Here is a 12,756-nt window from a genome sequence, read left to right on the forward strand (position 1 = left end):
CATCGACGGTACTCGAGCGTTTATTACAGGCATGGCGCAATGGTACGAAGCTACAGACCCGGACGTGCCTGCCGACTATGGATGTTCGGTGTTCAGTCGGTGCAAACAGTCGCGACTTCAGCTCTGACCTTGAACACGCTCGCCGAGCCTCCTTCGACAAGAGCCGGTGATTCAAAACCAGTTCGAGTAGCTGAAACACTGACGAAACATTCCGGCCATATGATTCGCGTCACCGAAAGCTAGGAGGGTTGGAGATGAATCGGCCATCAAGAAGTATGCGCAAACTGCTCGACGCCGTTGCCACCAACAATGAGGCAGCGGCGCTTGATGTGATGCGTGCTGCCGAGCAGCTCCAAGATGAGGTGTTGCGGCAACGATTGCTTAATCTCATTCATCGGCTCAACCAAGACGCCAATGACTTGCGAATGGCCCGGGAGGATATCCAGGGCGGAGCTATCAAGCTCGCGTGACCCGCATCCTCCACTTCTAAGCTCGTCCACCTAAGCCACGCATTGAGTGGCGCGATGAGCAGCTTTATCTAAATCCAGGTAGTGCGGGGCGACAACGCTTCCAGCTGCCTGTAACGCAGCTCTGCTTGAAACATCTGCAACCTCCATTAAGCCTCGATTGATTCACCTATTCGAGTGACTCGTATCATCAATGGTGAAAAGGACGACCAGATCACTCAGGTGTCATCAGCACCGCGAGCGTCATGTTGATTCGGCATTTAATGCCCGCGGCTGCTGCGAATTAACTCATAAGCCCGACGCACCAGAGGATTAATAGTATTGGGCCGAATCCAAAGGTGGTAGGTGACGTCCGGCAGACGGGGCAAACCATCGCTTTCACCCAGCACCCGCATATCCGGGCCTAACATTTCCATGCTTCTGGCAGTGACGCCAAGACCTGCGCGGGTCGCCGCCTTGATACCAATCAGGTTCGACGCCAGATAAGCCTGGCGCCAAGGAATGTTGGCGCGTTCAAGAGCCTCAAGAGCATATCGCCGATAGATACTGGGTTCATCCACCAGGATCAACGGCAAGGGCTCGCCGGGGTTGTGAAGGTACTGCGCAGAACAAATCCACCATACCGGCGAGGTGCGCAAGGCAAAACCTTCCAGATTGGGGTCTTCTCGAGTGGAAATCACCATGTCGACCTTGCCCCGGTGCAGGTCGTCCATGAGAAACGGGCTTCGACCGACGTCGATTTCCAGGCGCAAACGTGGCGCCGAACGCGCGATGTGACTGAGAATCGGTGGCAGGATGGTGTCGGCGATGTCATGGGGAGAGCCAATGCGCAGCACGCCGCTCAAGCTGCTTTCGCGCAAGGAGTTCAGCGCGTCATCGTTGAGCGAAAGCATCTGCCGGGCATGGCGTAGCAACTGCTGCCCGGCTTCCGTGAGCTGCTTTTGCCGCCCGCGTTTTTCGAACAGGCTGACCCCGACCTGTTGCTCCAGGCGTTGCATGTGCTGAGTGACCGACGATTGTGTGCGGGCCAGTTGCACACCGGCCTCGGCAAAGCTGTGCTGATCGACTACGGCAATGAAGGTGCGCAGTAGCTCGAGATCGAGGGTCGACATGGCGGCTGCTTTTTACATTAAGGGTGCGAACATAAACATTACATATCTTTATGTGTTCGGAGAAATTTATTTTCCTGGAAGCCCGCAGAGGCCAATAAACGTAGGCTTATAGGCGTTTATCTAAAAAGTGACAGCACCTGAGTTATAACGATATTAGATATTTGTATTTCCGTTACCTCGGCGCTGTACGCAGGATGCCCACTCATCAGATCGGGGTTTTGCCGATCATTAATGAGGGGAAATCCATGTTGTTCGAGCGCGCGCCTATAAAACGTTTATTGCCCGTGATGTTGGGTGCCTTGATCTCACTGGCCGCCAGCACTGCTGCCCAAGCTGACGCGACGCTGGATAAGATCGAGCAGCGTCATGTGGTTGTGGTTGGCGTGCTGCTGTCGGGTGGCCCCTTTGGCGGGATCGATCCTGCCACACAGAAGCCGCGTGGTCTGAACGTAGAGCTCGCTCAAGAACTGGGTCGGCAGTTGGGTGCTGAGGTGCAACTGGTGCCGGTATTGCCGGCCAACCGCGTGCAGTTTCTGCAGCAGGGTAAGGTCGATTTGCTGATCGCCAATATGGAATGGACGGCAGAACGCGGCGAGATTCTCGGTTTTGTGCCGACACCGTTTTACCGGGTTGGCGGTACCGCCGCAGTACTCAAGGATAGCAAGATCACCCGCTGGGAAGACCTGAAAGGGCAACCGGTGTGCACCTCTCAAGGCAGCAGCTACGTCAAGCCACTCACCGAGTTGGGCGTTGAGTTGAAGGCGTTCAAAAGTTCGTCCGAGTCCTTGTTGGCACTGCGTGGCAACAACTGCGTTGCGGCAGTACATGACGCCACACTGATCAATCCGTTAATCGCCAACAACACCGAATGGCAAGGCTATCGCGCCATCAGTCCAGAGCTCAACCCGGCGCCGTCGGTGATCTGGACACGTCGTGGTGAAAGCGACACCCAGGCCAAGCTCGACCCGATCGTCAAGGAACTGCACCGCAGCGGCTGGTTGATCGAAGCCCAGACCCGCAATCACATCACCCCCGCGTCACCCGCGCTGGTGGAGCTGCAAAAGCAGTTCCAGGCCAACGGCGCCTGATTCACCTAGTCGTATTCAATACGCCGCCGCATCGCGCGACGGCTATTCAAGGTAGTCGCGCATGAACCGTCATTTTTTCACTAAAAACCTGACCTCACTGTGCCTGGCCAGCGTTGTTGCATTGTCGCCCTGGTTTCACCTGTCCACCGCGACCGATAGCGTCGCTGAAGCCGGACGTCGCATCGCCCGGGCCTGCGCGCAATTGCGGGGCGAAGCATGAGTCATTGGTTGGAGCTTTTCGTCCACTGGGCTGCCGGGTTCGGTCTGAACTACAACTTCCTGCTGGACGCCTATCAACGCGGCACCGTGGTGCAGGGTGCGTTGACCACGATGTGGCTGTGCCTGTTCACCATCCTCGGCAGTTTGCTCGCCGGGCTCGGACTGGCGGCGATGCTGACGTCGGGCAATCCCTGGTTAGCGAAACCGGCACGTGTGTTCGTCGAAGTCACCCGCAACACGCCGACCCTGGTGCAGCTGTATTGCGCGTTCCTCGTATTGAACATGTTGCTCACTCAAGCCGTTGGTGCAGCAAACCCACTGACGCCGTTCGCCTGGGTGGTGATCGTGATCTCGTTGCACAAGGGCGCTTTCCATGCCGAGGCCCTGCGCGCCGGCATCGAGGCTGTACCGGCTGTGACGCTGGAGGCGGCCAGTTCGCTGGCATTCAGCAGCCGTCAGTTGCTATGGAACGTGCAACTGCCGCTGGCCCTGCGGTTCGCTTTGCCTTCGCTGATCAACAACCTGATCGACCTGGTGAAGATGACCGCCGTCGCCTCGGCGATTGCCGTCGGTGACATCACCTACGCGTCGATCATGATTTGGACTCAAAGCGATAACGTGCTGGAACTGATGATTCTGATCCTGAGCTTTTTCGGTCTGCTGAGTTTTATCGTCAATTGTGTGGGGCGCTACCTTGAAGCGCACCTGAGGATGCCTGGCTATGGCCATTGAATCGTCCGTCACCGTACCGGTGGCCTGGCCGCGTCGGCATGTCGGCAAACTTCTGCTGCTGGTCTGCGTCGTGCTCTGGTTGGTGTGGTTCGCCCCGCAAAGTCCGGTGTTAAAGGCGTTGCTGCAATGGTCGCCGGCACTGGCCGCAGGCTTTGGTCAGAACATTCTGATCAGCCTGGTCGCGATCGCATTGGGCTCGCTGCTGGGGTTGCTGGTTGGGGCACTGGGGTTGTCGCCACTGCGTCTGCTGCGTTTGCCTGCACGGATCTGGGTGCAGATTTTCCGCAATGCACCCTGGCTGGTGCTGATCTATTTCACTACCTACGTGTTCCCGTTTGAAATCCACATCGGCAGTGCTTATGTGTCGTTTCCGGACTGGGTCAAGATGACGATCGGCCTGGCTTTGCCGGCGAGTGCCAACGTTGCGGAGATCTTCCGTGGCGCCATCGCTTCGATCCCCAGCACTCAATGGGAGGCCGCACGCTCGCTGGCGTTTACCCGGGGGCAAATTTTCCGCTCGATCATTCTGCCGCAGTGCTTCAAGCGCATGTTGCCACCGTGGATGAACCTGTATGCGGTGATCACCATGGGCACCGCGCTGGCCTCTCTGGTGGGCGTGCATGATGTGATCGACACCGCACAGATTGCCAGCAACACCGTGAACATGACCGGTTTCACTGTGGTGATCTACCTGAGCTTGCTGGTGCTCTTCTTTGCTTATTGCTACCCGATTTCCCGTCTCACCCAACGCCTGGAGCGACGTTATGCCTTCTATTGAAACCGTCGCCGAGCCGCTGGTGAGCCTGCGCGATCTTCACCTGTCGTTCGCCAGCAATCCGGTGCTCAAAGGCATCGACCTTGACGTCCACCGTGGTCAGGCGGTGTCGATCATCGGCCCGTCCGGCTCCGGTAAATCAACCATCCTGCGCTGCATCACCGGGCTATTGCAGGCGCAGCGCGGCACCATCCGCGTCGGTGCCACCGAAGTTCACACCCTGGCCCAGGAAGCCCAGCGCATCGAATTGCGCAAGCGCGTGGGTTTTGTATTCCAGCAGTACAACCTGTTCCCGCATTTGTCGGTGCTGGAGAACCTGGTGATAGCACCGCGCAAGGTGTTGGGGCGCAGCCGGGTCGATGCCGAAAAAGAGGCACGTGCCTTGCTGGCCAAAGTGCGCATGGAGCACAAGGCCGATGCCTATCCGGGACAACTGTCCGGGGGCCAGCAACAGCGTGTGGCAATTGCCCGGGCGCTGGCGATGCGGCCTGAACTGATTCTGTTCGATGAAGTGACATCGGCCCTTGATCCGGAAACCGTTGGCGAGGTGCTGACGGTGATTCGCGAGTTGACCGAAGAGGGCATGACCTGCGTGCTGGTCACACACGAAATGCGTTTCGCCGAAGAGATCAGCGACATCGTCTACTTCACTGAAAACGGCGTAATCGTCGAGCACGGCAGCGCCGCTCAGATTTTTCAGCACCCGACCAGCGAGCGTACCCAGGAATTTCTGCGCCATGCGGTGGGTGATTCGGGGCGCCGTCCTGCCGTCGTCAACGACCCTTATCTGCTGACCAACCTGGGTCGCTACAGCCTGTCCGTCTAAAACCGAGGAGCCTGTTCATGAGCACCGAAAACCGTGCCATCGTTATCGAAGATTTCCTGAAGAAAATCCGCGTCATCAACCAACACGGCGTTGACCGCGCCGCGCTGGTGGAAATTGTTTACCTGCTCGAAGCCTTGGCCGAACGCCGTGATCTATTTAATTTCGACGAGTTTCCCGCGCCGGTGCCGGGGCAGGGCAGTTCTGCCTTTCGTTACCGTCTGAATGACGACGGAGACACACCGACGCTGTACCTGAACTCACTGTTGCCGGGCAAAAGTACGATCCCGCACAACCACGAAACCTGGGCGATTATCAGTGCCGTCGAAGGCCAGGAGATCAACTACGTTTACAGCCGTGATGACGAAGGTCGCGAGCCTGGTTTCACCACCTTGCACCTGGAAAAGGAAGTGATCGTGCAACCAGGCAGATCAATCTCGTTCTTGGGTGAAGACCTGCACGGCATTCGCGTCGAAGGCGAGCACGCGACCTTGCATTTTCACCTCTACGGTCTGCCGCTGGAGTCTCTCAATGGGCGCTATGGCGTAGAGGCTGACGGGCGCATTCTCAACTACAACGCCTCGCAAATGGCGCCGTCGATCAAGGCTTACGCATGATCGATCTTTACTATTGGCCTACCGCCAACGGTTTAAAAATCGGCATCCTGATCGAAGAGCTCGGGCTGGATTACCGTGTGCTGCCGATCAACATCCGCGAAGGCGAGACGCGACTGTATCGAGTGCTGGAAGCGCGTCTGTCTGAAGTGCGGCATGTGGCGGGTGAGTACTCCATCGCCGACATGGCGATTTTTCCGTGGATTCAGCCGCAGCGACACGGCCAGGAACTGGCGGATTTTCCGCACATCCGTGCCTGGCGCGAACGCCTCAAGGCGCGTCCAGCCATTCAGCGTGCGTACGCGAAGGGCCGCGAACTGGCGGCCAATGAGCGCTCTCTGGCGCTTCAATAATTTTCTTTCGAGCGGAACACCCATGAGCCAAACCGTAACCTCAGGGCAATTGCAGCAGTGGCTGTTCGACGGGCAGGAAATCGCCCTGTTTGATGTGCGCGAGCATGGCCAGTATGGCGAAGCCCATCTGTTTTTCGGAGTCAATCTGCCCTACAGCCGACTGGAGCTGGAGGTGCTGCGTCTTGCACCGAATCTCCAAGTGCGGCTGGTGATCTATGACCAGAACGGCGGTGATGTCGCTTCGCGTTCTGCCCAGCGCCTGTATGCGTTGGGGTATGGCAACGTGCACGTTCTGGAAGGCGGTGCGGATGGTTGGCAGGCCGCCGGTTATCAACTGTTCGCCGGCGTGCATGTCCCGTCCAAGGCTTTTGGCGAGTTGGTGGAAGAGGCCAGTCATACACCGCATGTCACCGCGCAACAATTGGCCGATTGGCAATCTCGTGGCGAGCCTCTGGTGGTACTGGACGGCCGGCCGTTCGATGAATACCGCAAGATGACCATTCCCGGTTCAGTGTGCTGCCCGAACGGCGAGCTGGGCTATCGAATCCATGACCTGGTGCCAGACAACAGCACGCCAATCGTGATCAATTGCGCTGGTCGAACCCGTAGCATTATCGGTGCGCAGACGCTGATCAACCTGGGCTTGAAAAACCCGATCTACGCGTTGGAAAACGGAACCCAAGGCTGGTACCTGGAAGACTTTCAACTGGAGCATGGCAGCAGCCGTCGATATGCCGATGCGGTGTCCGTTGCACCACTAACGGCGCAACGTCTGGCGGCCACGCAACTGGCGGATCGGGCCGGTGTGAAAACGGTAACGGCTGCAAAGGTCATGCAGTGGGCCACAGACGCCGGGCGCAGTCTGTTTTTGTGCGATGTGCGCACCGCCGAAGAGTTTGCCGCCGGCAGTTTACCTGGTGCGCAACACACGCCAGGCGGTCAGTTAGTTCAATCGACTGATCTGTATATCGGCGTGCGTCAGGCGCGGCTGGTGCTGATCGACAGCGATGGTGTGCGGGCGCCGATTGTCGCGAGTTGGCTGCGCCAATTGGGGCATGAGGCGTATGTGCTGGAAGGTGGTGTGAGCAGTGGCCTGGCGTTACCCGCGGGTAACGCTCTCGCTTATGAAAAGTTGCCAACGATCACTGCGCGGGCGCTGGCTGATGCGTTGAAAGATAACGCCGTCGCGCTGATTGACCTGCGTCCGAGCATGACCTTTCGCAAGGGGCACATTGTCGGTTCGAGCTGGTCAATCCGCTCGTTGCTGGCGTCACACGTCGTAGATGAACAGCGACCGCTGGTGTTACTGGCCGATGATCCGCAACTGGCTGCGTTCGTCACACTGGAATTACCTCAAGCCCAGCGTGCGCAGGTGCAGCTGCTTGACGGCGGGCTCGAGGCCTGGCGTGCAGCGGGTTTCGCCGTGCGGGAAAGCCCGGACACGCCATCCAATGATCGATGCATCGATTTTCTGTTTTTTACCCATGACCGCCACTCCGGCAACAAAGACGCGGCGCGTCAGTATCTGGCTTGGGAAATCGGTTTGCTGGCGCAGATGAGCGACGACGAAATCGCCAGTCTTAAACCATTGCAACCTCTAGCTCGTTCGGATTCGCAGGTGCGTACGCGCCTGGTGCATTCGGCGCGGGCTCAGGGTGTCGGCGGTCGCGCAGTCAATGTGCCGGTCACTCGCTTAAGCACCGTGCTGTTCGACAACCTGGCGCAAATGCGTGACGCCCGAGCTCGCCGTGATAGCGAGCGTGTGCTGAGTTATGGAGCACGCGGAAATCCAACGGCGTTTGCCCTCGAAGACCTGGTCACCGAGCTGGAGGGTGGTTATCGCACTCGCTTGTTCGGTACCGGGTTGGCAGCGGTCGCGCAGACGTTTCTCGCTTACCTGCGACCCGGCGATCATGTGCTGATCACCGACGCGGTATACGCGCCTGTGCGGCGTCTAGCACGGGAGTTTCTTCAGCCCTTCGGTATTCAGGTCAATTATTTCGCCCCGGACGGCCATGACTTGGAGGCTCTACTGCAAGCCAACACCAAAATGGTCTATACCGAAGTGCCAGGCTCTTTGTTGTATGAACTGTGTGACTTGCCGGCCATCGCCGCCCTGTGCAAACCGCGAGGGATTTTGCTGGCCGTCGATAATACTTGGGGCTCTGGTTACCTGTACCGACCGCTGAGACTTGGTGCGGACATCTCGATCATGGCGCTGACCAAGTACCTGAGCGGCCACAGTGATGTGGTCATGGGCAGTGTCTGCACCTGTGAAGCAGCCTGGCAGCCCATGATGAATATGAGCGATGCCTTTGGCGCGACCGTCAGCCCCGACGACGCTTATCTGGTATTGCGAGGCGCCCGAACGTTGGCGCCACGCCTGGAGGTGCATGAGCGCCAGGCCTTGGAAGTCGCTCATTGGTTGCAAGCGCAACCGCAGGTGAAACGGGTGTTCCATCCGGCCTTGACCGATCATCCTGGCCACGCCTTGTGGCAGCGAGATTTCACCGGCAGCAACGGCTTGCTGTCCTTTGAACTGAGCGAGGCGGACGACGCGTATGTCGAGCGCTTCATTGATGCACTGCAGCTGTTCGGGTTGGGTGCTTCCTGGGGCGGTTTTGAAAGTCTGATCACCGTGGCCGATACACAAAACCGTAACAGTGCGGCTGATCGCTCAATGAATCCTGTGTTGCGGTTGCACATCGGTCTGGAAGATGTCGCAGCGTTGATCGAAGATCTGCAGCGCGGGTTTAAGGCTTTGGAATAGGGCTTGGCTCGAGGCTTTTGCTGCGCTTTCACACGGTAATGCATATCTGCCGAGGGGCACTGACCGGTAGTAGCGTGAACGCTGCGAGAGGGTGGGTGGACACGCCGGCTCGGGGCTTGGTTCGAAGCGTCCCTTGGAGATGCTGGGGGCGAGGGCGGAAACGAACGTTGTCGTCGATCTTATCGGTCGACTGGGGGAGAGGAGTGATTATTTGTCTTCCCCGCCCTTCCAGACGGAAACACAATCTCAATGTGCCCAGTTTATATTGCCGGCTCGGCGGAGGTCTCTGCCGCTCCGCTCTATGTTGCTGAGTGACCGAAGAGGTCTATGGCATTCCTTATTTATCCTCGGCGCTGCTAGGCCGTCCTTTATCCCAAGCTTTTGCGCATATCCATTGCCTTTTTGGGCTGCTGCGGATGGTGCTCGCTACACTCGAATCTCAGGTGTGGCGCTTAGTTCAGCGGAGACTCAATGCTCATGGGCATGTGAATGGATGGTCAGGGCACCAGGTACCTTGGTGCGTTCGAGCCCCCCACGTTCCAGCCACCGGAGGGTCTGCTCATAGGCGCGCTGCAGCAAAGACTCGGTCTGGTCAAAGTTGAACACCGAGACATCCACAGGGCACAAGGGCGGGACGATGTGCAGGCTGGTGAGAGTGCGGAAGTGTTCGATGTCGCTCACCAGTTGGCGCATGCTCATCAGATTGACGGTGTGCAGGGCTAAGGCGACCAGGCCTCGGGGCGGTTGTGTTAGGGCGCAACTCACCCCGGTGGGAATTACCACGACGTTGGTGGCTCCCAAGGCTACGGCAGTCGAAATAGGTGTATTGCTTGCCACGCCGCCGTCAACCAGGAACTGATCGGCGATTTGTACGCAGGGGAACACCAACGGGATGGCAGCGCTGGCCAGTAACGCCTGCTCAAGTTCGCCACTGGACAGAACCGTCTCGGCACCACTGAGCAGGTCGGTGGTGACGATGTGTAGGGGCAGCACCGCATCCTCAATGCGATGAATGGGCAGTGCCTGATCCAGCAGTCGATTCAAGGCCGCCGGCTGCAACAGAAAACCACGCCGTTTGATCAGTCCTCTACAGGTATCGAGCCAGGACAGGGGAAAGATGTCCGTTTTACGTAGGCCCCGCCAGAAATTGGCGAGCGCCTCGACGCCTTCGGAATCGGGTCTTGCGGCAAAATAGGCACCGTTGATGGCGCCCACCGAAGCGCCCACCACCATGTCGCATCGAACGTTGGCCTCGACCAAGGCCCGCAACATACCCACTTGGACAGCACCCAAGCTGCCGCCGCCAGCGAATACGATTGCGGTATTGGTAGCCATGGTCGAAGTCTCTGTGCAGAAATGTATCGAATTAGTGTAGCTGGCGGGTCGGGGTTACTTCCGGGTGCTCGCCACATGATCGAGACACCTGAGCAGCTCCGTCAAGATGCGCGTATCTCACAACGTTTCAGTACCTATTGTCCATTTGGCCCCTAACCATAAGCTTTCGCTGGAGTTTTTTGGGTTGCTGGATGCCTTGGAGCGAGACGCTTAAGGCTGACTTTGTGGTGCGCTATCTTAGAGACACACCACGATATGGAAAATGGCGTCAGTGTTGCGAGTGAGGAATGGTTGAACTCACTCAGATCGCATTTAACAGAAGCTCTACTGTTCATGCCCCGAGGCACTCGATAGCTCAACTGGATCAGTGCCACAGCGCTGCCAGGTTTCAATAGATCCGACACGGCCGTCACCCCGGACGAATTATCCCTGCTTGGTAGAGAAAATCGCTGGCATTTGAAGATGCCTGTAAATGGCCAAAAACCTCAGGCCGAAGGTGAAAATCAAAGCAATCCAACCGGCGATCCAGACCGACGGGAATATGTTGCGCAACACAACATACAGGGTGCATCCCAGCAGGATTGGCGTGGCATATATCTCACGTGACATCAACAATGAGACTCTTCCGGCCAGGACATCGCGTGCTATGCCGCCTCCAATGCTGGTCAGCACGCCCATCATCACTGCCAAAGGCGCGGCAAGGTGGAATGCCAATACTTTCTCAGTAGCAGCCAGGCCGAACAGTGCAGCGGCCAAACCATCGAGATAGAGCAGCAGGCGATAACGTCGTTGTAATCTTTTAGTCAGAAAAAACGCCAACAGCGCAGCAAACAAGGCGGCCCAAATGTAATTGAAATCGGCAATCCAGAAGATCGGTAGACCCAGCAGCAGATCTCGTAGGGTGCCACCACCAATAGCGGTGATGATGCCGAGCACCACAGCACCGAACAAATCGACATCGGCTTTTTGGATAGCCAGCACACCGGTTATTGAAAATACGGCAATGCCTAGCATTTCCTGAAAATAAAGCATCCTGTGTTCCTTCATCGGGTTACCAATCGCCCAACTATGTTGAGACAGTAGCCCAAGATGGGGAAATCGCTTTTTCGGGCACCTGGGTTGGAAGGCGCGGGGCATGTCGCCGCTGTTGGTGCAGGTGTCAGCAATGTGCGAGTAGGGGATCGCGTCGCCTAAGCGTGTTTTTTTGTACTAGGCTAGTGCAGCAGACTGGGCTGATAGATTTTTGGGAAGGGAGGGGAACTGCTGCTTATCGGTACAACGCAGCTCTTCTGCGACATCGAAGGCTTCCCCCAGTATCAGTAAATTCGTTGGAACTGTGAATCGCGGCAAGCGCTGCTTCTTAACGATAGCCTTGCAGTGACCCCATACACCACGTCGGCGGAAGACGTGTTGATGGCAATGGCACTCAGCGTGCCTACATGATGAAGGGGGCGTGACGCCATTACGGCAAACGATGATTACGATAGGGATGAATCGATGTCAGATCTTTTTGCCGAGCAGAACCTGATACTGATTGTTGACGACAGCGTCGATACGATTCGTCTGTTGAGCGGCATGCTCAAAGATCAAGGCCAAATACTGTTCGCCACCAGCGGCGAAACCGGTATTCGTCTGGCCCATGAGCGAAAACCGCAACTGATCCTGCTCGATGTGGAAATGCCCGGTATGAGTGGCTATGAAGTCTGCGCGGCGCTGAAAGGAGACCCAAGCACCTCTGGCTGTGCTGTCATTGTTATTACGGCACATACGGGGGTGGAAAGTGAAGTCGCAGCGTTGGCTTCTGGTGCAGTGGATTACATCACTAAACCGTTCAATCCTCCGGTCGTGCGCGCACGTGTTCAGACGCACCTTCGACTGCAACAGCACAATCATTTCTTGCTTCAACTGGCGAATCGGGATGGTCTAACGGGGCTATATAATCGACGCTTTTTTGATGAAACACTCGCATTAGAGTTCGAGCGGCACCGACGGCAGAAAATGCCTTTAGGCCTAATGCTTATCGATATCGATCACTTCAAGGCTTACAACGATCATTATGGTCATCAGGGTGGCGATGAGTGCTTGAAGCGTGTGTCGGCTGCCATTGGTGCTACCACGAGACGACCAGGTGAAGTCGTCGCACGCTATGGCGGTGAAGAGTTCGTGGTCATCCTGCCGCACACGGGAACATATGATCTACAAAAGCACGGGGAGTGGATCTGTAAACAGGTTCGTAGTTTAAACCTCGAACATCAGTCCTCAGCAACCGCCAGCAGCGTTACGATCAGTGCTGGTTTAGCCTCCATTGTGCCTAATCAGAGCGATTCTATGCAGCAACTGATTGCAGCAACTGACCAGGCGCTATACCAAGCAAAGTCAGCTGGGCGAAATCGTGCGGTGATGAGTACGCCGAAGTGATTCGAAACGCTGGCGGGTAGTCGTCAGCGGCAATAGCTTCGTATCTGGCT

Annotated in this window: 14 protein-coding genes and 1 pseudogene; 12 read left to right on the top strand and 3 right to left on the bottom strand. The window is 57.1% G+C overall.

Features of this window, described 5'->3' with window-relative positions:
* Nucleotides 1–254: 254 nt before the first annotated feature.
* Together AC07VR_RS20155 and AC07VR_RS20160 are read left to right on the top strand one after the other, a co-directional pair.
* Nucleotides 255–470, top strand: coding sequence for a hypothetical protein (locus tag AC07VR_RS20155; RefSeq protein ID WP_494991632.1), 216 nt, complete (start codon nucleotides 255–257; stop codon nucleotides 468–470).
* A gap of 32 nt (nucleotides 471–502) precedes the next feature.
* Nucleotides 503–648, top strand: a pseudogene (locus tag AC07VR_RS20160) (metallophosphoesterase family protein); the annotation flags it as partial.
* Nucleotides 649–727: 79 nt separating this feature from the next.
* Here the strand turns inward: AC07VR_RS20160 and AC07VR_RS20165 are convergent.
* Nucleotides 728–1,579, bottom strand: a complete 852-nt coding sequence (locus tag AC07VR_RS20165) for a LysR substrate-binding domain-containing protein (protein WP_008001698.1) — start codon at nucleotides 1,577–1,579, stop codon at nucleotides 728–730.
* A gap of 245 nt (nucleotides 1,580–1,824) precedes the next feature.
* Between AC07VR_RS20165 and AC07VR_RS20170 the strand changes: the two genes are divergently transcribed.
* The 8 genes from AC07VR_RS20170 (at nucleotide 1,825) to metC (ending at nucleotide 8,953) form a co-directional block, all read left to right on the top strand.
* Nucleotides 1,825–2,667: a transporter substrate-binding domain-containing protein gene (locus AC07VR_RS20170; protein ID WP_495012312.1), complete on the top strand. Its 843-nt coding sequence runs from the start codon at nucleotides 1,825–1,827 to the stop codon at nucleotides 2,665–2,667.
* Nucleotides 2,668–2,728: 61 nt separating this feature from the next.
* The gene (locus AC07VR_RS20175) at nucleotides 2,729–2,887 is read left to right on the top strand and encodes a hypothetical protein (RefSeq protein ID WP_495012362.1); all 159 of its coding nucleotides are present in this window, start codon (nucleotides 2,729–2,731) and stop codon (nucleotides 2,885–2,887) included.
* Complete coding sequence (locus tag AC07VR_RS20180; protein WP_495012313.1) at nucleotides 2,884–3,618, top strand: amino acid ABC transporter permease; 735 nt, start codon at nucleotides 2,884–2,886, stop codon at nucleotides 3,616–3,618. Before AC07VR_RS20175 ends, AC07VR_RS20180 begins: the two co-directional genes overlap by 4 nt.
* Nucleotides 3,608–4,396, top strand: a complete 789-nt coding sequence (locus tag AC07VR_RS20185; protein WP_495012314.1) for an amino acid ABC transporter permease — start codon at nucleotides 3,608–3,610, stop codon at nucleotides 4,394–4,396. Before AC07VR_RS20180 ends, AC07VR_RS20185 begins: the two co-directional genes overlap by 11 nt.
* Complete coding sequence (locus AC07VR_RS20190) at nucleotides 4,383–5,219, top strand: amino acid ABC transporter ATP-binding protein (RefSeq protein WP_495012315.1); 837 nt, start codon at nucleotides 4,383–4,385, stop codon at nucleotides 5,217–5,219. The genes AC07VR_RS20185 and AC07VR_RS20190 overlap by 14 nt, the downstream gene beginning before the upstream one ends.
* Nucleotides 5,220–5,236: 17 nt before the next feature.
* On the top strand, nucleotides 5,237–5,833 hold the full coding sequence (locus AC07VR_RS20195) for a cysteine dioxygenase family protein (protein WP_495012316.1): 597 nt from the start codon (nucleotides 5,237–5,239) through the stop codon (nucleotides 5,831–5,833).
* Nucleotides 5,830–6,183, top strand: coding sequence for a glutathione binding-like protein (locus AC07VR_RS20200; RefSeq protein WP_495012317.1), 354 nt, complete (start codon nucleotides 5,830–5,832; stop codon nucleotides 6,181–6,183). The genes AC07VR_RS20195 and AC07VR_RS20200 overlap by 4 nt, the downstream gene beginning before the upstream one ends.
* Before the next feature lie 22 nt (nucleotides 6,184–6,205).
* On the top strand, nucleotides 6,206–8,953 hold the full coding sequence (gene metC, locus AC07VR_RS20205) for a cystathionine beta-lyase (RefSeq protein WP_495012318.1): 2,748 nt from the start codon (nucleotides 6,206–6,208) through the stop codon (nucleotides 8,951–8,953).
* Between the two features lie 468 nt (nucleotides 8,954–9,421).
* Here metC and AC07VR_RS20210 read toward each other — a convergent pair whose 3' ends face one another.
* Both AC07VR_RS20210 and AC07VR_RS20215 read right to left on the bottom strand, forming a co-directional pair.
* Nucleotides 9,422–10,288, bottom strand: coding sequence for a patatin-like phospholipase family protein (locus tag AC07VR_RS20210; protein WP_495012319.1), 867 nt, complete (start codon nucleotides 10,286–10,288; stop codon nucleotides 9,422–9,424).
* Nucleotides 10,289–10,711: 423 nt separating this feature from the next.
* On the bottom strand, nucleotides 10,712–11,320 hold the full coding sequence (locus AC07VR_RS20215) for a trimeric intracellular cation channel family protein (protein ID WP_494991623.1): 609 nt from the start codon (nucleotides 11,318–11,320) through the stop codon (nucleotides 10,712–10,714).
* A 57-nt stretch (nucleotides 11,321–11,377) separates the two neighbouring features.
* On the opposite strand from AC07VR_RS20215, the gene AC07VR_RS20220 reads away from it, so the two are divergent.
* Nucleotides 11,378–11,482 carry an alcohol dehydrogenase catalytic domain-containing protein gene (locus AC07VR_RS20220; RefSeq protein WP_495012320.1) on the top strand — a complete coding sequence of 35 codons (105 nt, stop codon included), beginning with the start codon at nucleotides 11,378–11,380 and terminating at the stop codon, nucleotides 11,480–11,482.
* Between the two features lie 303 nt (nucleotides 11,483–11,785).
* A complete protein-coding gene (locus tag AC07VR_RS20225) occupies nucleotides 11,786–12,706 on the top strand; it encodes a GGDEF domain-containing response regulator (protein ID WP_495012321.1) in 921 nt (306 codons plus the stop codon).
* The last annotated feature ends 50 nt before the right edge of the window (nucleotides 12,707–12,756 follow it).

The organism is Pseudomonas sp. GW821-FHT02H09, from assembly GCF_059421425.1.

What these genes read in the sequence shown, in the direction of transcription:
- AC07VR_RS20195 (WP_495012316.1), top strand. Translation starts at nt 5,237, where the DNA reads ATGAGCACCGAAAACCGTGCCATCGTTATCGAAGATTTCCTGAAGAAA.
- AC07VR_RS20175 (WP_495012362.1), top strand. Translation starts at nt 2,729, where the DNA reads ATGAACCGTCATTTTTTCACTAAAAACCTGACCTCACTGTGCCTGGCC.
- AC07VR_RS20200 (WP_495012317.1), top strand. Translation starts at nt 5,830, where the DNA reads ATGATCGATCTTTACTATTGGCCTACCGCCAACGGTTTAAAAATCGGC.
- metC (WP_495012318.1), top strand. Translation starts at nt 6,206, where the DNA reads ATGAGCCAAACCGTAACCTCAGGGCAATTGCAGCAGTGGCTGTTCGAC.
- AC07VR_RS20190 (WP_495012315.1), top strand. Translation starts at nt 4,383, where the DNA reads ATGCCTTCTATTGAAACCGTCGCCGAGCCGCTGGTGAGCCTGCGCGAT.
- AC07VR_RS20155 (WP_494991632.1), top strand. Translation starts at nt 255, where the DNA reads ATGAATCGGCCATCAAGAAGTATGCGCAAACTGCTCGACGCCGTTGCC.
- AC07VR_RS20170 (WP_495012312.1), top strand. Translation starts at nt 1,825, where the DNA reads ATGTTGTTCGAGCGCGCGCCTATAAAACGTTTATTGCCCGTGATGTTG.
- AC07VR_RS20225 (WP_495012321.1), top strand. Translation starts at nt 11,786, where the DNA reads ATGTCAGATCTTTTTGCCGAGCAGAACCTGATACTGATTGTTGACGAC.
- AC07VR_RS20185 (WP_495012314.1), top strand. Translation starts at nt 3,608, where the DNA reads ATGGCCATTGAATCGTCCGTCACCGTACCGGTGGCCTGGCCGCGTCGG.
- AC07VR_RS20165 (WP_008001698.1), bottom strand. Translation starts at nt 1,579, where the DNA reads ATGTCGACCCTCGATCTCGAGCTACTGCGCACCTTCATTGCCGTAGTC.
- AC07VR_RS20215 (WP_494991623.1), bottom strand. Translation starts at nt 11,320, where the DNA reads ATGCTTTATTTTCAGGAAATGCTAGGCATTGCCGTATTTTCAATAACC.
- AC07VR_RS20220 (WP_495012320.1), top strand. Translation starts at nt 11,378, where the DNA reads ATGGGGAAATCGCTTTTTCGGGCACCTGGGTTGGAAGGCGCGGGGCAT.
- AC07VR_RS20210 (WP_495012319.1), bottom strand. Translation starts at nt 10,288, where the DNA reads ATGGCTACCAATACCGCAATCGTATTCGCTGGCGGCGGCAGCTTGGGT.
- AC07VR_RS20180 (WP_495012313.1), top strand. Translation starts at nt 2,884, where the DNA reads ATGAGTCATTGGTTGGAGCTTTTCGTCCACTGGGCTGCCGGGTTCGGT.